Source organism: Kibdelosporangium phytohabitans (assembly GCF_001302585.1).
In the GTDB taxonomy this organism is placed as follows: domain Bacteria; phylum Actinomycetota; class Actinomycetes; order Mycobacteriales; family Pseudonocardiaceae; genus Kibdelosporangium; species Kibdelosporangium phytohabitans.
On record NZ_CP012752.1, the window covers coordinates 6,831,470 to 6,853,282 of the forward strand.

A 21,813-nucleotide genomic window follows, 5' to 3' on the forward strand; every position below is an offset into this window, starting at 1 on the left:
GTTCCCGCCTTTCCGGTCAGCGAGACCGCGCGATCCACTCGGTGAGGCCGGTCTCGCCGAGCTGGGCGCCCGGCTCGGGCAGCAACGTGTCGTGGCTGAGCACGGCACCGAAGTACGTGGCCTGCTCGTCGGTGACGACCTCGCGCGGGTCCCGGCGCGCGGTCAGCACGGTGCGGACCCACTCGTCGAGCCCGAGCACGTCCGGCCCGGCCACTTCCAGCCTGCCGTCGAGCGGCGTGCTCGCCGCCGTGCGGCCGACCGCGGCGGCGACGTCGTCCGCCGCGATCGGCTGCGTCCCCGCACTGGGCAGGTGGACCTTGCCGTCCTTGGTCGAGGTGTCGGCGATCCCGGCGGCGAACTCCATGAACTGGGTGGCGTGCACCAGCGAGTACGGCAAGCCGGACGCGATGATCAGGTCTTCCTGGGCCACCTTGCCGCGGAAGTAGCCGATCTCCGGGTGCCGGTGCGTGCCGACCACCGTCAGCGCGACGTAGTGGCCGACGCCCGCGTCCTTGGCGCCTTCGATGAGGTTGCCGGTGGCGGTGCGGAAGAACTCGAGTACGTCCTCGTCCGCGAACGACGGCGAGTTCGACACGTCCACCAGGACGTCCGCGCCCTTCAGCACCTCCTGCACGCCTTCGCCGGTGAGGGTGTTCACGCCGGTCGACGGCGCGGCGGGCACGGCCTCGTGTCCGTGGTCACCGAGCCTGCCCACCAGTTTCGTGCCGATCAGTCCGGTGCCGCCGATGACGACGATCTTCATGTCTGTCCCTTTCGTGTACGGGCCGGTCAGCAGCTAGGACAAGACAGCACCCGGATCTGTGACAGGTCGCGTCAACGCGTCCGGAAGAAGATCATCGGATTGGCCGTGCCGCGGTGCACAGGCTCGGCGATGCCGAGGCGAACCCGGGTCCGCGTGATGCGCTCGTAGACGTCCGCGGCGGCGGCCCTGGCCGCGGTGAACGACGTGATGCCCTGGTCAGCCAGCCATTTCAGCACCACGGCGCCTTCGCTGAACGGCAGCGGACGGGCGTGGTGGAACACGTCGTGCACGCTCACCGGCGTTCCCGGGCGCAGCCGCGTGAACAGCTCCGCGAGGTACCACCGGGCGAAACGAGCGGTGTGCGCGGCGTCGACGAACAGGTAGTCGATGTCACCGGGGACCGCGCCGACGGTGTCGCGCACGTCTCCCCGCACGAACGTCCAGCGGCCGTCGGCGAGGCCCGCCGGCACGTCGCGCCGCGCCCCGTCCACGATGTCGAACGTGGCGAGGCGACCGAACCCGTTGTCCCGCAAGGCGCGCAGGATCCACGTGGTGGACCAGCCGTGCAGCGAACCGACCTCGACGACCGTCCGCGGAGTGCTTTCCCTCAGCCGGAGGTAGGTCAGCTCGGCCTCGATGTCGTCCAACTGGGCCCGCATGCCGCCGTCGTGGAGTTCGCGTTGCTCGGCACGCACACGGATGAGCGCGTCGAGGTGCTTTTCGTACATCCGCACGACGGTGTCGGCGGTGAGGTCATGGACTTCCACATGAGACACGAGGCTGCTCCCGGGAACGGCGGTTCTGACCTGCTTAACCGTCGTCCGGTGCAGCCCGCACGCACAGCCGGAGCACCCCCGGTCGATCGTGCGGGTAGCCAGTGGGGGCTATCCCCCTGTCACCTCAACGGGCGCCGCTGAAGTTGACCCGCAGTGTGTACACCGAACTGGACGCCGTGATGAACAGCTCGTTGAGACGCGCTCCGCCGAACGCCAGGTTCGAGCAGATCTCCGGCAGGAGAAGCTTGCCGATGAGCGTGCCGTCGGGGGCGAAGCAGTGCAGGCCGTCGTGCGCCGCCGCCCAGACCCGCCCGGCCGCGTCCACCCGAACCCCGTCGAAGGCCCCGCTGTCACACGTGCCGAACACGTCGCCGCCGGCGAGCGTGCCGTCGTCGGCCACGTCGAAAACCCGGATATGACTGGGGTTCTGCCGCGTGTCGGCGATGTAGAGCTTGCGCTCGTCCACGGAGAACGCCAGCCCGTTGGGCCGTTCGAAGTCATCGGCGGCGATCCGCACATCACCATCGACCCCGACCCGATAGACATGACAGGCACCGATCTCACTGTCGGCGCGGTACCCCTCATAGTCGCTGTCGATGCCGTAACTCGGGTCAGTGAACCAAATCGAGCCGTCGGACCGCTCGACCACATCGTTGGGACTGTTGAGCCTGCGCCCCTGGAAGCGGTCGGCGACAACGGTCAGACTGCCATCGTGCTCGGTACGCGTGACACGCCGATGCCCGTGCTCGCAACTGATCAACCGTCCCGCCCGATCACGCGTGTGGCCGTTGGCGTACCGCGAAGGCTGACGGAACACACCGACCTCACCGGTCGTCTCGTCCCAGCGCAGCATGCGGTCGTTCGGGATATCGCTGAACAGGAGGTACCGCCCGGCCGGGAAGTAGACCGGCCCCTCGGTCCACCGGCAGCCGGTGAACAGCCGCCGCATCCACTGGTCACCGCCGGCCCCAGCGAACCGCTCGTCCAGCACAACGAACTGAGCCCTAACCTGATCCACCGTTCCCCACATCCATCGAATGACATTCGACAAACAGGGTGCGCCGCCGAACCTGCTACCGTCAAGCCGTGGATGACCTGGATCGGCAACTACTCGCCGAACTGCAGCGAGACGCCACCCAAGCCTATGCGGCGCTAGGGCAGGCAATCGGCCTGTCAGCAGGAGCAGCGCACGAACGCGTTCGAAAACTACGCGAACAGGGCATCATCCGACGCACGACAGTGGACGTGGACCCGGCAGCCATCGGCCGTGGCGTCGCGGCATATGTGCTGGTCGAGGCCAACGCGTGGATGGGCGACGCGGAGACGAAGGCAGCTCTGGAGGCCCTGCCGGAAGTGGTCGAGGCACACGTCATCGCAGGCCCGGCCACACTCCTGGTGAAAGTCCGGACAGAGACGACGGAGGAACTGCAGGCGTCGCTACGCCGCCTGTACGCGATAGACGGGGTGACGGGCACGCAGACGACCATCGTCCTGGAGACGTTCTTCGAGCGCCCGGTCAGAACACTGCAGAACTGAACCAACATCGTTGGCGCACAACCAAAGCAGTCAACGCCGCAACGACTCACGCGCAGGTACGGGCGCAGATGCAGAGGTGGCCAAGGTCGGCTGCGCGCAAGCACGGGAACCAGCCCACAACGACAAGCACACATACGCAAAGCACCCGAGCGGCAAGCGCGCAAGCGCGGAGAAGGGCTTCGGGGGTGCTCCTGTCCAGAGGTCAACCCCCGGTGAGGGGAAAGCTTGTTCCGTGAAAAGATCAACGAGAAACAGAAGTGTGCTTGAACTCGTTGAGATCAACCCACCCGGTAAGAAGATCGAAGATCCGTTCAACGGACCGAACGGAAACCCCGGAATCAGCCCCAGAACGAGCCCGATTCATCAACCGAACGAAAACGGCTTGCTGACCAGCGATGAAAGTCGGAACACCCCAAACCTTGTGAGACCCGACGAACTGCTCGTGCTCAGCGCGAACGATCTCCAGCGGCTCACCGGTGTCCACTCGCGCCAGCACCTCAGCCGCCGGAACACCACGAACGGCAAGAACTTTCTCGATCACCGCCCGCTCCTCCAGGTGCAAACCCTCGTCGTGCCGAGCCTCGAACAACGCCCGGTGCACCGCAGGGAAAAGCTCAGGGTACTCGTCGCGAACCACCACACCTACTCGCAGCGCAAGGATTCCCCTGTCCAGATCGGGACGGTCCCAGACGCTGGGCTGCCCTTCCTCCACGTGCCCTTGTCCCAGGGAGTAGGGCAGGAATCGGACATCCCAGTCCGCTCCCGCTGCCAGTCCGGTCAGGATGTGCTCGTGGGCGTTGCGGGCGAAGGGGCAGCGGTAGTCCCAGGTGACAGCGAACTCAACGGCCATGGTCGACCAACGAGTCGCGTCTCGGCGGAATTCCCCGTCTCATGGCACGAGAACCGCGCTCTCACGACGTGGACCGACTGGCTGGTCGCCGCGAATGGTGATGCGGTGCATGACGCGGTGCTGGTCACCGTAGTCGTCCACGGCGTAGTGAGCCGTGCTCCGGTTGTCCCAGACCACGACGTCACCCGGGTGCCACCGGTGCCGGACGCTGTATTCGGGCCTGCCGATCGCGTCGAAGAACAGGTCCAGCAACGCCCGGCTTTCCCGTTCGGACACGCCGAGCAGACGGGTCGTGAACCCTGGGCTGACGAACAAGCTCCGCCTGCCGGTCTCCGGGTGCACGCGGACCACCGGGTGCACGACGGGATCGAGCGAGCGCACCTGTTCGCCTTCCCACGTGTTGCCCTCACCGGACAGCCGGGTGTTCAGGTACTCCTCGAAGTCCTTGCGTCCGTCGTGCACCGCGTCCAACTGGTCAGCCAGTTCACGAACCGGTGCCGACAACGCGAGGTACGCGGCCTCGAGGTTGGTCCAGAGCGTGTCGCCGCCGGTGGGCGGCAACGACACCGCGCGCAGAACCGAACCCAGCGGTGGGTTCCTCATGAACGTCACGTCGGTGTGCCACACCGGGGACTTGCCGCCGTCACCGCTGTCGAGCACGTAGATCTCCGGGTGGTCCGCGTCCAGCCCCGGGACCACGGGGTGCGCGGGCGTCAACTCCCCCAGCGCCGCGGCGAAAGCCCGGTGCGCGGCCGGGGTGAGGACCTGATCGCGGAACACCAGGACCTTGCGATCCAGCAACGCTTCCCGGATCGTCGCGACCGCCGCGGGCGGCAACGGCCCACCGAGGTCCACTCCGGACACCTCGGCGCCGATGGCGATCGTCAGTGGGTTGACCGTGATGGGCATGTCATCTCCTCACGAGACCGTCGCACGAACCGTCGCGCGAACCGCGGCCGCGACTTCACCGCGCAGTGCCGCGAACTGCGCCGAACCACGCAGGTCGTCGGCTGACACCCCGCTGCGGGGCAGGTCGATCGGCAGGTCCAGCGCGACCCGGCCCGGCCGGTCACTGAGCACGACGACACGGCTGGCCAGGAACACCGCCTCGTCCACGCTGTGCGTCACGAACACCACGCTTTTGCCGTCCTCATCGGACAACGCGCGGACGTCTTCCTGGAGCCGCTCCCTCGTCAACGCGTCCAGTGCGGCGAACGGCTCGTCCATCAGCAGCAGCCGGGGCCGGGCCGCCAGCGCACGCGCGATCGCCACGCGTTGCTGCTGGCCACCGGAGATCTCCCAGGTCCGGCGCTCGCCGAGTTCCCCGAGGCCGACCGAGGCCAGCAGCCGGGCGGTGTGCGCGGGCCGGTCGTTCTTGGGCACGTTCGCCCAGCGCAGTGCCGCCGTGACGTTGCCGCTGACAGTCCGCCACGGGAACAACCGGGGCTGCTGGAACACCACGCCGACGTCACGTCCCGGCACCGGCGGGTGGCCGAGCAGCCGGACCTCCCCGGTGGTGGGGTGCTCGAACCCGGCCAGCAGCCGCAGCAACGTGCTCTTGCCCGAGCCGGAAGGGCCGACCACGACGAGGAACTCGCCCTCGGCCACGTGCAGATCCAACGGTCCGAGCGCGGGCACCGCACCGGCTTTCGTCCGGTAGCCGTGCTCCGCGCCGGTCAGGTCCGCCAGAGTCATGTCAGGCCCCCGGGACGCGCAGGGCAGCCTGGAACGCGGCCACGTCCGGCACCGACTCGACCTTCTTCTGCTGGGCCAGGAACTCCGCGGTGGCCCGCAACTGGAGCGCCAGTTTGCCCGGTGCTTGTGGCGTGCCGAAGTACTCCGGGGCGCGCTGCTGCTCGTGGTCGAGGTAGATGTTCTGCTTCAGCTGCGTCAACGCGTCGTCCGTGCTGCTGCCGATCTGCCTGCTGACCGCCGCGGCCACCACGGCGGGGTCGGACTTGATCTGCTTGATCGCGCCGTTCGTGGCAGTCAGCCACTTGCCGAGCACGTCCGGGTTGTTGTCGGCGAACTCCTTGCCGGCGACCGTGAACGTCAACGTCGGTTTGCCCGCCGACGCGAGTTTCGCGCTGTCGGTCAGCGTCACCGCGTCACGTTGCAGCACGCTCAACACCGGCGTCCACACGTACGCGCCGTCGATGTCGCCGCGCTGCCACGCGGCCTGGATGTTCTGGGGTTCGAGGTCGATCAGCGTCACGGTGCCGGGGTCGACACCTGCCTGCTGGAGCGCGGCGAGCAGGCTGTAGTGCGCGGTGGAGCCGAACGGCGCCGCGACCTTGCGCCCGGTCAGGTCGGCGATCCTGGTGATGCCGGTGGCCTTGCGGACGACGAGCGCCTCGCTGTCCCCGATCACGTTGAGCAGCTCGATCACCCGGTACGGGATGGTCAGCGGCGGGCACAGCCCGGCCGCGGCCGGGCTGCTGCCGATCACCGCGAGGTCGATGGACTTGCCGAGGAACGCGGTGTTGATGCTCGCGCCCGAGTCGAACGCGGTCCACGTGATCGTGTGGCCGGGCAGCGCGGTCTCCAGCGTCCGCTGGTCCTTGAGCAGCAAGGTGCTGTCAGCGAAGTTCTGGTACGCGATCCGGACGGTCCTGCTGGCCTGCGAACCGGACGATCCGCCGACTCCGCACGCGGCCAGCACCGGCGCGGCGGCCAACAGCGACAGCACGTTCCTGCGGGACACAGGCATCGGGAGCTCCTGGAGAAGTGGTGGTCATGCCCGGCCTCGCCACGGTGACAGCGCGCGTTGGGCCGCGACGATCAGTGAATCGATGATCAGCCCGGTCAGGCCGATGACGAACAGACCGAGGATCACGACAGAGGTCTGGTTGTAGCGCTGTGCGTTGAGCACCATGCCGCCGATGCCGTCGGCGCCGTTGACCGTCTCAGCGGCCACGACCGAGCTGTACGCGATACCGACGGCCAGCCGGATGCCGGTGATGATCTCCGGCGCGGACGCGGGCAGGATCACCGACGTGAGCACCTCTAACCTGCTCGCGCCCAGTGCCTGCGCGGCCTCGACGTACTGCCGGTTGACGCCGCTGACAGCCGCGGCCGATGCGACGGCGACCGGCGGGAAGGCTGCGATCATCAGCAGGTAGACCTTGGGTTCCTCGTCGATGCCGAACCAGATCACCAGCAAACTGAGGTACGCCAACGGCGGCAGCGCGCGCAGGAACGTCACCGCGGGTTCTGTGACCGCCCTGACCACCGGGATCAGTCCCATGGCGAGCCCGAGGACGACGCCGATGAGGATGCCGTACGCGGAGCCGTAACCGACCCGCCGCAGGCTCACCCCGACCCGCTCGGCCAGTGTCGACCCGGCGTACCCGCCCTGCCCGTTCGACGCATCCGATGTGGACAGCAACTGCTGCCACACCTGGCCGGGACCCGGCAGGATCGCGGGCGGCCAGATCTCCGCCAGCGCGAGGACCTCCCACACCGCGAGCAGCACCAGCACCGCGGCCAGCCGGACCAGCAGAGTCTGCCCGGCCCGCCGGGCGCCCGGCGGCCTGGTGCGAGCGGCGAGGAGGGACACGCCCCGAGAATGGACGCCGTGCCCATCCCGTGACCAGTGCCTCCCGCCATGTGGATTGTTCCCGAAAACCCCTTGCGCGAGCGCGACTGTCTGCTACCAGGCCATCCACACTGTGGAACCGGCCATCACCGCGCGGAGGTTTCGCGCCCGTGACCGGGGGCGCACCTGCCGCGTCTAGTCTGTTGTGGACAGGGAACGGGCGATGGCCGCCTCGACGTGCAGGCGCGTGGTGGGGAAGACCGGGACGGGACTGTCCTCGGCCGAGACCAGCAGCTCGATCTCCGTGCAGCCCAGTATCACTCCCCCCGCGCCCGCTTCGACCAAGCGGCCGATCACCTCGCGGTAGATCTGCCGGGATTCCTCCCGCACGACGCCGAGGCAGAGCTCGTCGTAGATGATCCGGTGCACCTGCGCGCGGTCCTCGGCAGGCGGAACGAGAACCTCGAGGCCGTGCCTGGCAAGGCGGTCGCGGTAGAAGTCCTGTTCCATGGTGAAGCCCGTCCCGAGCAGCCCGGCCGTGGTCAGACCTCGCCGGATCACGGCCTCAGCGGTGGCGTCGCCGAGATGCACCAACGGGATCCCGACACCGGCCTGCACAACATCCGCCACCTTGTGCATCGTGTTGGTGCACAACAGCAACAGCTCCGCGCCGGCTTTCTCCAGTGCTTGCGCGGCTTCGGCGAGCAGGCGACCGGCGTCGTCCCAGCGCCCCTCGACCTGCGTTCGCTCGACTTCGGCGAAGTCGAGCGAACGCAGAACGCAGTGGGCTGAACGCAACCCGCCGAGCCGTTCCTTCGTGAGCTCGTTGAGCAGCCGGTAGTACTCCGCGCTGCTCTCCCAGCTCATGCCACCCAGCAGACCGATCACGCGCTGACGGTTCTCCATGGGCGCCACCCGCCAAAGAGCGGGCTACCTCCTCGCCCGGCGACCGGTCCGTGCGATCAGCACCGTGCCGAGCGCGAGCAGTCCGAGCGCTACCAAGGACATCAGGGCGACGGGTGACCCTGTTTCGGCCAGCGGCGGGCGCGGCTTCACCGGCGGTGTCGGCGGCACGGGCGGTACCGGAGGCACCTGGGTGTCCGTACCGCAGGCCGGGTCGGTCGACCCTGGCGGGCAGTTGCCTCCTGGGGTGTCGGAGGTGACGACGTTGCGAAGGCGGCGGTCTCCCGTCGGCGGCGACTTGACGGTCACGCCGTAGGTGACCGTCGCCGTCTCGCCTGGTGCGAGCTTGCCTGCCCAGGTGAGGTCCGGCGCCGTGTAGGTGACTGTGCCGGTGGTGGCTTTCGCGTCACCGTCGAAGGTCGCGTCGTCGAGGACACCGGCCAGGTCGTCGGTGAAGGTCGCGCGGTCGATGGTGGCCTGGCCCGTGTTCGTGACCGTCACGGTGTACGTCACGGCCTCGCCCGGTTTGGCCGCCGTCTTGTCGACCGTCTTCTTGATCTTCAGGCTCGCGAGCGGGGTTGTCGTCGTGCACTTCGGGTCCTTGGACTCCGGTGGGCAGTTGCCTCCTGGGGTGTCCGAGGTGATCACGTTGGCCAGCTTGCCGTCGCCTGTGGCCGGGTTGCGGACCTTGACGCTGTAGGTGACCGTCGCCGTCTGCCCGATGTCCAGGTCACCTGTCCAGGTCAGCTTCGGTTGTGCGTACGTCACCGTGCCGGTCGTGGCGGCGCCGTCCTTCTGGTACTCGGCGTCGTCGAGGACCTTGGTCAGGTCGTCGGTGAACGTGGCACCGGTCAGCTTCGTCTTGCCGGTGTTGCGGACGGTGACCGTGTACTTCACGACATCACCTGGGCTGGCTGTCGCCTTGTCCGCCTTCTTCGCCAGGTCCATGCCGGATATCGGCGTGACCGTCGTGCAGTCGGGGTCGTCCGACATCGGCGGGCACGTACCCGGTGTGTTGGTGCTGACGCCGTTGCGCAGCTCACGGTCACCGGTCGCCGGGTCACGCACCTTCACCGAGTACGTCAACGTCGTGGACTGGCCGACCGGCAGGTCACCCGTCCACACCAGCTGCGGTGTGGTGAAGGTGAAGCCACCGGCGATCGGCGTGGCCTTGGCGTCGTTCTGGTACTCAGCGTCGTCCAGGACCTCGGTCAGGTCGTCTGTCACGCGCGCGGCCTGGTCACCGACCAGGTCGACCTTGCCTGTGTTGGTGACGGTGACGGTGTACGTGACGACGTCGCCCGGGTTCGCCGAGGACTTGTCGGCTTTCTTGCGCACGGTGAGTTCCTTGGCGGGAACGTCGGCCGAGCAGTTCGGGTCGGTCGACCCCGGCGGGCAGTTGTTGCCGGGGGTGTCAGACGTGACGACGTTGGTGAGTTTCTTGTCGCCGGGGTTGGGGTTCTTGACCTTCACCGTGTAGGTGATCGTCGATTCCTGGCCGATGCCGAGCGACCCGGTCCACGTCAGGTTCGGCGCGGCGTACGTGACGTTGCCGATCGTGGCTGTGGCGTCGCCCGCGTAGTCGGCGTCGTCGAGGACCTTGGTCATGTCGTCGGTGAACGACGCGTTGTCCTGTGGCGTCTGCCCGGTGTTGGTGACGGTGATGGTGTACCGCACGGTGTCGCCGGGTTCGACCGTCTTCTTGTCGACGGTCTTCTTGATCAGCAGACCGGACACGGGTGTCGTCGTGCCGCACTTCGGATCCGTCGACCCCGGCGGGCAGTTCCCGCCCGGCGTGTCCGACGTGATCGCGTTGGTCAGCTTGTTGTCACCCGGGTTGGGGTTCTTGACCTTCACCGAGTACGTCACCGTCGCAGTCCCGCCGACAGCGAGATCACCGGTCCACGTCAGCTTCGGCGCCGCGTACGACACCGAACCAACCGACGCAGCACCATCGTTCTGATAGACCGCATCATCCAAGACCTTGGTCAGGTCATCGGTGAAAGTCGCACCCGTGTACGGAGTCCGACCCGTGTTACGGACCGTCACCGTGTACTTCACGACATCACCAGGATTCACCGACGACTTGTCCGCCGTCTTGACGATCTCCAAGCCGGAGACCGGTGTCGTCGTGCCGCACTTCGGATCCGTCGAACCGGGCGGGCAGTTCCCGCCCGGATTGCCGGACGTGACGACGTTGGTGAGTTTCTTGTCGCCGGGGTTGGGGTTCTTGACCTTCACCGAGTAGGTGATCGTCGCCTGTTCACCGGCCCTCAGCGGCCCGGACCACGTCAGCTTCGGCGCGGCGTAGGTGACGTCGCCGACGGTGGCGGCGGCATCGTCCTGGTAGTCGGCGTCATCGAGCACGTTGGTGAGGTCGTCGGTGAAACCCGCGCCCATGTAAGGGGTCTGGCCGGTGTTGCGGACGGTCACCGTGTACTTCACGACATCACCGGGGTTCGCCGACGACTTGTCCGCCGTCTTGACGATCTCCAGGCCGGAGACCGGTGTCGTCGTGCCGCACTTGGGGTCGGTCGAACCGGGCGGGCAATTGCCGCCTGGCGTGTCGGACGTGATCGCGTTGATCAGCCTGTTGTCACCGGTGTTCGGAGACTTCACCTTCACCGAGTACGTCACCGTCGCAGTCCCACCGACAGCGAGGTCACCGGTCCAGGTCAGTTTCGGCGCCGCGTACGACACCGAGCCGACGGTGGCGGCACCGTCGTTCTGGTAGTCCGCGTCATCCAGAACCTTGGTCAGGTCGTCGGTGAAAGCCGCACCCGTGTACGGAGTCTGGCCGGTGTTGCGAACGGTCACCGTGTACTTCACGACATCACCGGGATTCGCCGAAGACCTGTCCGCCGTCTTGACGATCTCCAAGCCGGACACGGGTGTCGTCGTGCCGCACTTCGGATCCGTCGAACCCGGCGGGCAGTTCCCGCCCGGCGTGTCCGACGTGATCGCGTTGATCAGCTTGTTGTCACCGGTGTTCGGAGACTTCACCTTCACCGAGTACGTCACCGTCGCAGTCCCACCGACAGCGAGATCACCGGTCCACGTCAACTTCGGCGCCGCGTACGACACCGAACCAACCGACGCAGCACCATCGTTCTGATAGACCGCGTCATCCAGAACCTTCGACAGGTCATCGGTGAAAGTCGCACCCGTGTACGGAGTCCGACCCGTGTTACGGACCGTCACCGTGTACTTCACGACATCACCAGGATTCACCGACGCCCTGTCCACGGTCTTGGCGATTTCCAGGCCGGACACAGGGGTCGTGGTGGTGCATTCCGCGTCGGCCGAACCCGGTGGGCAGCTCCCGCCCGGGGTGTCCGAACTGACCACGTTGGTCAGCTTGTTGTCACCGGTGTTCGGAGACTTGACCTTCACCGAATAGGTGACCGTGACGGTCTGACCGACGCCGATGTCACCCAGCCACGTCAGCTTCGGCTCCACGTAGGACACTGTGCCTGCCGTCGCCGCGGCGTCGTTCGAATACACGGCGTCGTCGAGAACCTTGGTCAGGTCGTCGGTGAAGGTCGCCCCGGTGTACGGGGTCTGGCCCGTGTTGCGAACCGTCACCGTGTACTTCACGACATCACCGGGGTTCGCCGACGACTTGTCGACCGTCTTCTTGATCTCCAGGCCGGACACAGGGGTGGTCGTGGTGCAGTTCGGGTCTGTCGACTTCGGCGGGCAGTTCCCGCCTGGGGTGTCGGACGTGACCACGTTGGTCAACCGGTTGTCGCCCGGGTTGGGGCTCTTGATTCTCACCGAGTAGGTGACCGTCGCTGTCCCACCGACCGCCAGATCACCGGTCCACTTCAACCGAGGAGCCGCGTACGACACCGAACCAACTGACGCTGCGCCGTCGTTCTGGTAATCCGCGTCGTCGAGCACCTTGGACAGGTCATCGGTGAAGGTCGCCCCGGTGTACGGGGTCTGGCCGGTGTTCTGAACCGTCACCGTGTACTTCACGACATCACCGGGGTTCGCCGACGACTTGTCGACGGCCTTCTTGATCAACAGCCCGGAAACGGGAGTGGTCGTGCCGCACGCCGGATCCCTCGACCCCGGCGGGCAGTTGCCGCCCGGGGTGTCCGAGGTGACCACGTTGGTCAACCGGTTGTCACCCGGGTTCGGGCTCTTGACCTTCACCGAATACGTGATGTCCGTGCTCTGGCCCGCGGCCAGCGAACCCGTCCACGTCACCTTCGGAGCGGTGTACGACACACTGCCCACGTTGGCGGCGGCGTCGTTCGCGTAGTCCGCGTCGTCCAGCACGCCGGTCAGGTCGTCGACGACCTTGAGGCCGCTGGCGGTCACCTTGCCTGTGTTGGTGACGGTCACCGTGTAGCGGACGACATCGCCGGGGTTCACGGATTGCTTGTCCGCCTTCTTCTTCACCGTGTACGCGGGCGGCGGCACCTTGGTGGTGGCACAGGCCGCGGCGGGGTCGTCGGGGCACCGGTTGTCCGGCGGGACGACAGGCGGCGGACCGACCGGCACGGTGGCACGGTTGATCAGGTCCTTGCCGATCGCGGCTTCCTCGACCCGTACCCGCACGGTCATCGTGGCGGTTTCCCGCAGCGCCAGGCCGTCCACGGCCCAGTCGATCGGTCCCCTACCGGCCGGTGTCCCCTTCGATGTCTCGGCGGACACGTACGTCGTGCCAGGCGGCAGCACGTCCCGCACTGTCAACGCGGGCACCGGGATGACACCCGTGTTGCGCAAAGTCACGGTGTAGGTCAGCACGTCACCCGGGACCGCTTCGGCTTTGTCGACCGTCTTCGTCAGCTGGTATCCGGGCGACGCGACGGTGTTGCGGACCGTGTTCGAGGTCCGTTGCTGTTCGCGTCCGGTGTCCTTGCCGCGGAAGTCGAGCTTGCCGGTGTTGTCCAGTTTCGTGCCGTCCGGCACGGTCGCGCCGACCATGACCTTGAACGAGACCTGTTGCGACTGGCCGGGGTCCAGGTCGCGGAGCCGGCACGTGACCACCTGGCCGGATGCCGAGCAGTTCGGGTTCGAGCCCGCGACGTACGTCACCCCGGTTGGCAGGGTGTCGGTCAGCACCACATTGGTGGCGGTGTCCAGGTCGGTCGTGGATCCGTCGGCGTGCTTGTTGGCGACGTCGAAGGTGTAGGTGACCTCGCTGCCCTTGGTGACGTAACCGGGCGGCTTGTCGGTGGTGTTGCCGACCGGGTTGTTGGCCTTGGTGATCTGCAGGTCGGGCTCGAGCGCGTCGGTGACCAGCCAGACCACCTGCGGGTAGATCGCGTCGCCGATCGTGCCGATCTTGACCTGCATCGTGGAGGCGCCCGCGGGGACCTTGCCGGTGATGTCGATGACGCGCGAGTCGTACCCGACGTTGTTCACCGGATTCGGGTTGCGGGTGGTCACGTTCGAACCGGACCCGTTGGCCGACACCTCGTCGATCCGGCTGCTGAAGGCGTTGTTGGTGACCACTCCGGCGGGCGCGGGCAGTGCGACGTCCCGCAGGCCGGACGCGTTCGGGCCGACCTGGAGGTAGTCACCGGTGATCGGGGCGTCGCCGTCGCCCGCGACGATGCCGAGGGTCACGTTGGGCTGTCGCGAGGTCGGCGCCTTGATGCCGCTCAACGCGATCGTGGCGCTGACCGGGCTCCCGCCGCCCGCCACTCGTTGCAGGCCGTCCCACACCTGGAGGTAGCGCAGCGGTTCGCTGGCCAGTTCGTACGCCACCACCAGCGACCAGCCGCCCCAGCAGCCCAGGTTCGTGCCGCTGACCGACTGGCCCTGGCAGGCCTGGATGTCGGCGACCGTGTAGTCACCGACGCCCGCCTTGGTCACCAGGTTCGTGACGTCCGCCGCCGCGCCGTAGGCGTACAAGGTCGGGAAGCTGCCATTGCCTGTCGCGTCGAACCAGTCGTAGGTGTCCGCCGTGATCCGTTGGTAGCTGCCGGATCCCGGCGCTTTCACCGACACCTGGTTGCCGGCCTGGCCGTTGCCGGAGTTCGACGGTGCCGTGGTGCTGACCGGGTTGAACTGCCAGTAGAGGCGCGCGTTGAGCACTTTGGCGCCAGCCGGGAGGTTCAGCCGCGAGGCGGACGCGGTGTTGCCGGGCGCGGCGGGGTCCACCTTGATCCAGGACACCGGGCTCGCGTTGCTCGCCGACGGGTCGCAGGCCACGCCGGGACCGCACGTCACAACCGAGTTCGCCGCCATGGTGACGCCGCCGTGGGCCAGTCCGGAGTAGACCGGCTGCGGTCCGATCGGCCGCTCAGTCCCCGCACCCCGCGGCTGGGCGGACGCCGTGCCCGGCGCGCCGGCGAGCAGGACCATGGCGATCGCGGTGACCAGCGCGACGAGCCGGTCCCACTGCTGCCGTTCGATCCATCGTGGACAGAACCGTGACCACACCGGCACGCCGCCTCCCGCTGCTCCGCTCGCCGACCACGTGCCCGCCAAGGCAGACGGCGCACAGCGAGTCCCGCTGCAAGGCATCTTGCGGCGCTGTGATCATCCGCGCCAACCGGGACGCGGCGTGTTCCGGGGAAAGGCTCGCAAACGCCGGAAAAACCCCCGAACGGGTGACAAAGTCGAGGTTTGTCCACAGGAGACGCTCCGGGTGGAGTAAGCGGCGTCATTCGATGAGACGCCACGGCGCCTACTCCACGTGAATCAGGCGGCCGTCGGCAACCTGCAAGCGTGGCAACGAGTTTTTTGGAGTTGCCGGGGTTTCGCGCGCCCCGGTGAGGGTCTCTACTTGGTCGCGGGAGCGCACTGTTGCCGAACCGGCGGTTGGTGCACGCCAGGGGCCGCGTCGACCACCCGCTCCACACCAGGGAAGAGGAACCATGAAACATCGCGGGATCTTGACCGTCGCAGCGCTCGCGCTGGTGTCGTTCGCCGGGTTCACCCCGGCCGCGAGCGCCGACGAGACGACCTGGGTGATCGAAAGCGCGAACGGGTCCGAGGACGTGTGGACGCAGGACCCGTCCGACACGACGTCGGTCCTCGGCAGTGAGTACTACGGTTCGAACCTGCAGAGGTGGGTGTACGACTTCGACCACGACACCTTGCGCAACATCGGCACCGGCAGGTGCGCCACCGCGGTCGACCGGGACAAGATCAAAGGGCGTGCCTGTGACAACGACGACCCCGGGCAGAAGTGGACGCGGCGCGGCAGCGGCAACTCGCGTCAGATCGTGAACACGGAGTTCCGCACCTGCGCCGAATACAGGGGCCTGAACGCGCCACTGCGGTTGCGCGACTGCGACGCGGGTGACGCCAAGCAGCAGTGGTACCTCAACGAACCGTGATCCTCTGAGCAGCTGGAGTGCGGCCTGGCCTGTGGCAGGCCAGGCCGCGTCCGCCTCGGTGGCTGGTCAGAAGGCGAAGCAGAGCGGTTCGTTGATGTGCTTGTGGCAGCGGACCTCGTGGCTGGCACTGCCCTTCTGGTTCTTGTTGTCGGCGACCGTGAGGGTCACGGTGTACGTCTTGGCGACGTTCGGGTACGTGTGCGACACGGTCCGTCCTGTGCCGGTGGTGCCGTCACCGAACGCCCAGGCGTAGCCGCTGACCGAGCCTTCCTGGTCGGTGGACGCGCTGCCGTCGAACGAGCAGGTGCCCTTCTGGCAGCGTGAGGTGAACGACGCCGTCGGCGGCAGGTCACCGGCCTTGACCATGCGACGGGTGGTGTTGGTCTTGCCGTCGTTGTCGGTCACGGTCAACCGGACGCTGTAGAAGGCCGCCGTGGTGTAGGTGTGTGACGCGGTCCTGCCTGTGCCGGTGGTACCGTCGCCGAATTCCCACGCGTAGCGCGTGATCGTGCCGTCGGGGTCCTTGGTCGCGCCGGCGTCGAAGGAGCACGTGGTGTTGTCGTTGGAGCAGCTGCCGGTGAACGCGGCTGTGGGACGGCCCGGGTCGGCCGGGCCTGCCGGGTAGTCCTGGGCGGAGCTGACGTCCAGCAGCGGCTCGGTGATGCCGTCGCCGGAGTCGTCACGCCAGTTGGTGTTGCCCGTGTCGACCAGGCGTTGCCGGATGGCCATCACGCCGTCGCGGTTGGTGGGGCGGTTGCCGCTGACGGTGAGCAACGCCGCCGCTCCCGCGACGTGCGGTGACGCCATCGACGTGCCGCTGAAGGTCTGGTAGCCGCCGTTCTTGTACGTGGACAGGATGCAGGTGCCCGGCGCGGCGATCTCCACCGACGGGCCGAAGTTGCTGAAGTCGGCCAGGGTGTCGTCCTGGTCGGCGCGGCACGTCGACGCGGCGCCGCCGCCCGCCGCGCCGTTGAAGTCCGCCAGCGCCGACACGGTGACCACGTCGGGGTGGTTGGCGGGTGAGAACGTCCGGGCGTCCTTGTGGTTGTTGCCCGCCGCGACGACGAACACCACGCCCTTGCCGACCGCGTTGGCGATCGCCTGGTTGAGGGCGTCGGTGGCGCAGTTCTCACAGCCGAGGCTCATGTTCGCGACCTCGATCTCGTCGGCGTGCCGGGCCACCCAGTCGACGCCGGCCACGACACCGGACAGCTGACCGCTGCCGCCCGAGTCGAGCACCTTCGCCGACCAGATCCGTGTGCCCGGCGCGATGCCGACCACGCCGTTGCCGTCGTCGCGGGCTCCGATCGTGCCCGCGACATGACTGCCGTGGCCGTGGTCGTCCGTGCCGGAGTTGTCGGTGCAGGTGCTGGTGTTGACGCAGCTGGTCTGCGCGACCACGGTCAGGTCCGGGTGTTTGGCGTCGACACCCGTGTCGATCACGGCGACGTCGGCGTCGGCGACGAAGTCGTTGGCCCCGTTGATCTTCAGGTTGGGGTTTTCGGGCGCGAACGCCCGGTCGACACCGGTCGGCAGAGTCTGGTCTGCGACACGCATCAGCACGTCCGGCTCGACCGATGCGACACGCGGGTCACGGCGCAGGGCGTCGGCACCGGCGGGCGTCAGGCTCGCGGCGAAGCCGTGCAGCGCGTGCCGGTACACGTGCTTGATCTGGCCGCCGTGGCGCTCGACCGCGCCGGACAGGACTTCGGCGGACTGACTGCGCAGTGCCACGACGTAGTCGGAGCGCCCTGGTTCCGCCTGCGCCGCTGATGGGGCGGCGGCCGTGGCCAGTGCGATCACCCCCAGTCCGGCGAGCACTGTCCTTTGTAGCTGCTTGTACACGGGTTTCCTCCTGATGCAGGGATTTCGTGGAGGGTCCGCAATCGGGTTGCGGTGTCACCATCGTGCAAAGCGGGGCACGCGGGCAACAACGCCGGGAATCGTGGGTAGGGGTACGCGTTCACGGATAGTCGCCGATGTCCTCCCTGCGCGTGACGCCCAGCTTGTGCAGTACGCGCGCGGCATGGCGTTCGACGGTCCGTGGCGAGAGGAACAGCACCTCGGCGATCTGCCGGTTCGTCCGGCCCAGCGCCATCAGCCGCGCGACCTCTTGCTCCCGTGGTGACAGTTCCGCGCCATAGCCGCGACGGCCTCGGCGTGGACCGGGCATGCCGCCGTGTTCGCGTGCGAGACGGCCGCAGCGCGCGGCGTCCCAGGTCGCGCCCAGCGTGGTGAACAAGCGGCTCGCGTCGGCCAACTGCTCGACCGCCTCGGGTTGCCCGGTCGCGAGCAGGCAACGGGCCGCCGCTTCCATCGCGGCGGCTTGTTCGTACGGACGCGGCAGCGCGCTGAGCAGGGCGGCTGACTCGGCGTGCAAGGCCGCCGCGTCGGTGAACCGGCCGTGTTCGGCAGCGATCGCGCCACGGCAACCGGGGACCATCGCGTGGCCGAACGGACAGTCACGTGAGGCGATGTCGGTAGCGAACTCGCCGGCCAGGCGCTGGGCCGACGCGATGTCCCCGACGTGCAGCAGGGCCCGCACTCCCGCGTCGGCCAGTTCGGCCGCCCATGCCCAGATTTCCTTCGCCCGCACCATGTCCAGGGCCCGTGTCAGGTCCGGCACCGCGTCGTCGACCTGACCGCGGGCCATCGCGAGCCGGACGCGGGTGGCCGCGGCGACGAGGACGACGTGCGAGCACCAGCCGTTGGTCGACCGCAGGCCGGGTGCGCGGAGAAATTCGTCCGCCTCCGCCCACTCGCCACGAGCCAGCGCGAGATGCCCCAGCACGACTGACGCGTCGGCGGCGGCGAACGGGGTCGGCGCCGAGGCGGTCACGTGCTCGCGCGCAGCGGACTCGAGGCTGGACCACTGCCCGACGGCCATGGCCAGGCGCAACCCGTTCGAAATGATCATGTGGTGCAGATAGGACGGCCGGGTCCGGCCCGCCAGGTGCTCGGCCTTGGCGTGGAACTCCCCAGCGGACGCGTAATGGCCCAGCGAGATCGCTATGTCGGTGAAGTTGCTGTAGCCGCGTGCCAGTTCGTGGCGTTCACCGGTGCCGGCAGGCGCGTCGGGTAACTCGGCGATGGCCTGCCACGCGCAAGCGTCACCCATCTGCAGCAACGCGCCCGCACGGTTGACCCGGATGGCCATGCGCAGCACCGGGTCACCCCGGTCGGGCAACGTCCGGTCCAGCCGGGCCACCCAGGACAGGTGCTCGCCGAGCGGACCGCTGCCCCAGCAGGGCATGGCCAGCGCGGACATCGCGCGGGCAGCCAGCAGCGGACGCCTGCGCAACTCACGGACCGCCACCAGGAGGTGGGCACGCTGCTCGTCCCCGTCGCCCGCCTGGTTGCCCACCAGCAACCCTAAGTGGAGCCGTAACTCGCCGCGTACACCGTCAGGCAGCAGGTCGTCGGCGAGGAGGTCACGCAACAACGCCATGGTCTCGTCATAGGCCAGGCTGTCGAGCGCCAAGCGGCCGAGCCGTCCTGCCAACGCGGCCCGTATGCGGCTCGGCAACGCGGCGTCGCACAGCAGGGTACGCAGCAGCGCCACCGCAGCCTCGGGCTCACCGGAGCGTACGGCTCGCTCGGCGGCCTTTTCCGCGTGCCTCGCCGCCGTGGCCAGGTCACCGGCCGCGCGGCTGTGGTGCACCAGTTCCGTTGACTGCTCCCCGCGCCGGTCGAGAACGCGTGCGACCGTGGCGTGCATCCGGCGCCGTTCGACCGCCGGTGTCGTCTGGGCGACCGCGAGTCCGATCAACGGCGGCTGGAACTCGAAGGCACCCGCGTGGCACAACGTCAGCAGGTCCGCGTCGACCGCGTGGGTCAGCAGCGCTCGTGCCCGGTCCACGTCGATACGGCACATCTCGGCCGGGATGTCGGCCGTGAACGGGCCCCGCAGCACCGCGGCGGCGTTCACGAGACGTCGTGCCGCTGCGGGTAACGTGCGGAGCCTTTCGGCGGCCAGGTCGACGACCGTCTGCGGCACTCCTCGTCGGAGCAGCGCCTCCTGCGGGTCGTTGTCGTCAGGCTTCAGGTGCGCGAGCACCTCCGTGACGAACAGAGGGATCCCGCCTGTCAGGCGGTGCACGGCCGCCGCCCATTCCGGTGGGCCCTCCACATCTGCCGCCGACAACGGTCCCAGTTGGAAACGGTGCAACGCCGCCGAGCCCCACCTGGCCCACAGTGGACGCCTGCTCCCCGGCGTGTGGGTCAGCAGCAGTGCGACGTCGTTGGGCAGCCGGGAAGCGCAGCACCGGAGCGTGTGCCGTGACCACCGGTCGGCCAAGTCGACATCGTCCACGACGACGAGCACGGGCGAGCCGGACTGGGCGACGGTCACCGCCAGCAGTTCACGCACGGCGGCGCAAGTGCGGTAGTCGGGCGTGCCGCGTTCGGTTCCGGCTTCGGCCGCCGCCAGGGCCTCGGCCGCCTGAACGGCCGGGCCACCCGCTTCCAGCAGGCCACGGACCAGTTCCCGGATCGCCACGTGCGGTTCGTCCGGGAGTCCACGGCAGTCCACGGGGATTGCTTCGGGTGCGGCGGTGAGTATCTCGGCGGTGAGCCACGTTTTGCCCATTCCCGCCGCTCCGCTGACCAGCACGACTGCCGGGGTACGGGCCAGCGCCGCTCGCACGTCGTCGATGGTTCGCACGTCGCACCCCCGGGGAGCGTGCTCGAAGCTGCTCGAAAGTGCGGTTTACGCTACATCTTCGATCACTCGGTGTGGGAGGGCCGGGCGTAGGGTTCTGCTGGTTCGGTGGGAGCTTTGCTTGCTCGATCAGGTCTTCGGTCGTTGTTGCTTGACGGGGTCTTCGGTCGTGCGCGCTTGGCTGGATCTGGTTGGAGCCATGCTTGCGCGATGTCGCCTGGTTTGAGCGTGCTTGTGTTCTTGGGCCTTCGATGGGCTGGGGCGGCGCCGATTTGACAAAGGGGCCCTGGGGCGCCCTCGAAGAGCGCAAAAGGTGGAGCCCCGCCCATTGGGGATGCTCAGGAGCCTCTCCATGCTTGCGGGGCTCTTCGCGCGGGCAAGCTTAAGGGCGCCCCCACCCTTGGTGAAATCGGCGCCGCTTTTGGGTTTTCGGGGTTTTTGGTTTGGTGCTGTTCCAGCTTTCCGGGCTTCGGCGCCAATGCCTCTCCCGGCTTCAGGCCACCGCCCCTCCAGCCCCCTCGACCTTCGGATGTCCGCGTCCCTCCAGGGTTTCCGGGCTATCCGAGGCTGGCCTCGTGCCAGGGTTATCGGAGTTGTGGTCCGGGGCCGCTCAAGCCCTCCGGCTTCCGGGCCAGCCCATCCAGCCTCCCGGGGCTCCGGAATCGGTGCCGTTCCAGCCTCCCAGCAGTCCCGGGCCAGCGCCCCCTGCCTCCGAAGCCGTCGGGCCAGCGCTGCTCCAGCCGTCAAGAACGGAGGCTTCGAGGTGCGGCTAGCCCTGGTCTCGTGGGGTCACCAGGCCTGTCTCGTAGGCGACCACCACCGCCTGTGCGCGGCTGGTGAGGCCGAGTTTTGTCATGGTTCTGTTGAGGTGGGTTTTTATCGTCGCCTCGCTGACCGTCAGGTCGCCGGCGATTTCGTTGTTCGTCCGCCCTGTGCCGACTAGTTGGAGGATTTCCAGCTCGCGTGGGGTCAGTTGGGTGAGGTTCGGGATCTGTGGCGGTGACAGGCGGCGCGGCTTGCCGACGTACGCTTCGACCAGCCGGCGGGTTACTGAGGGTGCGAACAGCATGTCGCCTGCGGCGGCTGAGTGGACTGCTGCGATCACCTGGCGGGGCTCGGTTTCCTTCAGCAGGAAGCCCGATGCTCCTGCGCGCAGCGCCGCGTAGACGTATTCGTCCAGGTCGAACGTGGTCAGCACGATCACCCTGGGTTTGGGGCCGGTGGCGGCTGCCATGATCTTCTCAGTGGCTTTGATGCCGTCCATCACCGGCATCCTGATGTCCATCAGGATCACGTCCGGGCGCTTCTCCGCCGCGAGCGCGACGGCTTCCCGTCCGTCGGCTGCCTCGCCGACGACGTCGAGACCCGGGGCCGCCCGCATCAGCGTGGCCAGGCCTGCCCTGATCAACACCTCGTCGTCGACGACCAGGACTGTCGTAGTGGGTGGTCCGCTCATTGCGCTCACTTATACCGCGAGCCACCG

Annotated in this window: 15 protein-coding genes; 2 read left to right on the forward strand and 13 right to left on the reverse strand. The window is 68.0% G+C overall.

Features of this window, described 5'->3' with window-relative positions:
- Positions 1 to 16: 16 nt before the first annotated feature.
- The 3 genes from AOZ06_RS30785 to AOZ06_RS30795 form a co-directional block, all read right to left on the reverse strand.
- Positions 17 to 763 carry an SDR family oxidoreductase gene (locus tag AOZ06_RS30785; RefSeq protein ID WP_054292602.1) on the reverse strand — a complete coding sequence of 249 codons (747 nt, stop codon included), beginning with the start codon at positions 761 to 763 and terminating at the stop codon, positions 17 to 19.
- 71 nt (positions 764 to 834) lie between these two features.
- Positions 835 to 1,539: a class I SAM-dependent methyltransferase gene (locus AOZ06_RS30790; protein ID WP_236951792.1), complete on the reverse strand. Its 705-nt coding sequence runs from the start codon at positions 1,537 to 1,539 to the stop codon at positions 835 to 837.
- Positions 1,540 to 1,663: 124 nt separating this feature from the next.
- Entirely contained in the window at positions 1,664 to 2,569 is a 906-nt protein-coding gene (locus AOZ06_RS30795) for an SMP-30/gluconolactonase/LRE family protein (protein WP_225952947.1), read from the reverse strand.
- Between the two features lie 56 nt (positions 2,570 to 2,625).
- Here AOZ06_RS30795 and AOZ06_RS30800 point away from each other — a divergent pair, with 56 nt between their 5' ends.
- Complete coding sequence (locus AOZ06_RS30800; protein WP_054292604.1) at positions 2,626 to 3,075, forward strand: Lrp/AsnC family transcriptional regulator; 450 nt, start codon at positions 2,626 to 2,628, stop codon at positions 3,073 to 3,075.
- 241 nt (positions 3,076 to 3,316) lie between these two features.
- On the opposite strand, the gene AOZ06_RS30805 is transcribed toward AOZ06_RS30800, so the two are convergent.
- The 7 genes from AOZ06_RS30805 to AOZ06_RS30835 all read right to left on the reverse strand — a co-directional run bounded on the left by AOZ06_RS30805 (position 3,317) and on the right by AOZ06_RS30835 (position 14,774).
- On the reverse strand, positions 3,317 to 3,925 hold the full coding sequence (locus AOZ06_RS30805; protein ID WP_054292605.1) for a DsbA family protein: 609 nt from the start codon (positions 3,923 to 3,925) through the stop codon (positions 3,317 to 3,319).
- A gap of 39 nt (positions 3,926 to 3,964) precedes the next feature.
- Entirely contained in the window at positions 3,965 to 4,834 is an 870-nt protein-coding gene (locus tag AOZ06_RS30810; RefSeq protein ID WP_054292606.1) for a TauD/TfdA dioxygenase family protein, read from the reverse strand.
- A 9-nt stretch (positions 4,835 to 4,843) separates the two neighbouring features.
- Positions 4,844 to 5,620 (reverse strand): ABC transporter ATP-binding protein, encoded by a 777-nt coding sequence (locus tag AOZ06_RS30815; RefSeq protein WP_054292607.1) that lies wholly within the window; start codon positions 5,618 to 5,620, stop codon positions 4,844 to 4,846.
- A 1-nt stretch (position 5,621) separates the two neighbouring features.
- Positions 5,622 to 6,635, reverse strand: a complete 1,014-nt coding sequence (locus AOZ06_RS30820; RefSeq protein ID WP_054292608.1) for a taurine ABC transporter substrate-binding protein — start codon at positions 6,633 to 6,635, stop codon at positions 5,622 to 5,624.
- 24 nt (positions 6,636 to 6,659) lie between these two features.
- Positions 6,660 to 7,484 carry an ABC transporter permease gene (locus tag AOZ06_RS30825; RefSeq protein WP_236951793.1) on the reverse strand — a complete coding sequence of 275 codons (825 nt, stop codon included), beginning with the start codon at positions 7,482 to 7,484 and terminating at the stop codon, positions 6,660 to 6,662.
- A 174-nt stretch (positions 7,485 to 7,658) separates the two neighbouring features.
- Positions 7,659 to 8,369 (reverse strand): aspartate/glutamate racemase family protein, encoded by a 711-nt coding sequence (locus AOZ06_RS30830; RefSeq protein WP_054292609.1) that lies wholly within the window; start codon positions 8,367 to 8,369, stop codon positions 7,659 to 7,661.
- Between the two features lie 24 nt (positions 8,370 to 8,393).
- The gene (locus AOZ06_RS30835; protein ID WP_236951794.1) at positions 8,394 to 14,774 is read right to left on the reverse strand and encodes a DUF7927 domain-containing protein; all 6,381 of its coding nucleotides are present in this window, start codon (positions 14,772 to 14,774) and stop codon (positions 8,394 to 8,396) included.
- Positions 14,775 to 15,205: 431 nt separating this feature from the next.
- Here AOZ06_RS30835 and AOZ06_RS30840 point away from each other — a divergent pair, with 431 nt between their 5' ends.
- Positions 15,206 to 15,670 (forward strand): ricin-type beta-trefoil lectin domain protein, encoded by a 465-nt coding sequence (locus AOZ06_RS30840; protein WP_054292610.1) that lies wholly within the window; start codon positions 15,206 to 15,208, stop codon positions 15,668 to 15,670.
- Positions 15,671 to 15,736: 66 nt separating this feature from the next.
- On the opposite strand, the gene AOZ06_RS30845 is transcribed toward AOZ06_RS30840, so the two are convergent.
- The 3 genes from AOZ06_RS30845 to AOZ06_RS30855 form a co-directional block, all read right to left on the reverse strand.
- On the reverse strand, positions 15,737 to 17,515 hold the full coding sequence (locus AOZ06_RS30845; protein WP_063810141.1) for a S8 family serine peptidase: 1,779 nt from the start codon (positions 17,513 to 17,515) through the stop codon (positions 15,737 to 15,739).
- Between the two features lie 118 nt (positions 17,516 to 17,633).
- The gene (locus AOZ06_RS30850; protein ID WP_054292611.1) at positions 17,634 to 20,333 is read right to left on the reverse strand and encodes a LuxR C-terminal-related transcriptional regulator; all 2,700 of its coding nucleotides are present in this window, start codon (positions 20,331 to 20,333) and stop codon (positions 17,634 to 17,636) included.
- Between the two features lie 766 nt (positions 20,334 to 21,099).
- Positions 21,100 to 21,786: a response regulator gene (locus AOZ06_RS30855; RefSeq protein WP_054292612.1), complete on the reverse strand. Its 687-nt coding sequence runs from the start codon at positions 21,784 to 21,786 to the stop codon at positions 21,100 to 21,102.
- Positions 21,787 to 21,813: the final 27 nt, after the last annotated feature.

Coding starts and splice junctions, on each gene's coding strand:
- AOZ06_RS30815 (WP_054292607.1), bottom strand. CDS start 5,620: ATGACTCTGGCGGACCTGACCGGCGCGGAGCACGGCTACCGGACGAAA.
- AOZ06_RS30810 (WP_054292606.1), bottom strand. CDS start 4,834: ATGCCCATCACGGTCAACCCACTGACGATCGCCATCGGCGCCGAGGTG.
- AOZ06_RS30830 (WP_054292609.1), bottom strand. CDS start 8,369: ATGGAGAACCGTCAGCGCGTGATCGGTCTGCTGGGTGGCATGAGCTGG.
- AOZ06_RS30855 (WP_054292612.1), bottom strand. CDS start 21,786: ATGAGCGGACCACCCACTACGACAGTCCTGGTCGTCGACGACGAGGTG.
- AOZ06_RS30840 (WP_054292610.1), top strand. CDS start 15,206: ATGAAACATCGCGGGATCTTGACCGTCGCAGCGCTCGCGCTGGTGTCG.
- AOZ06_RS30785 (WP_054292602.1), bottom strand. CDS start 763: ATGAAGATCGTCGTCATCGGCGGCACCGGACTGATCGGCACGAAACTG.
- AOZ06_RS30795 (WP_225952947.1), bottom strand. CDS start 2,569: ATGTGGGGAACGGTGGATCAGGTTAGGGCTCAGTTCGTTGTGCTGGAC.
- AOZ06_RS30820 (WP_054292608.1), bottom strand. CDS start 6,635: ATGCCTGTGTCCCGCAGGAACGTGCTGTCGCTGTTGGCCGCCGCGCCG.
- AOZ06_RS30805 (WP_054292605.1), bottom strand. CDS start 3,925: ATGGCCGTTGAGTTCGCTGTCACCTGGGACTACCGCTGCCCCTTCGCC.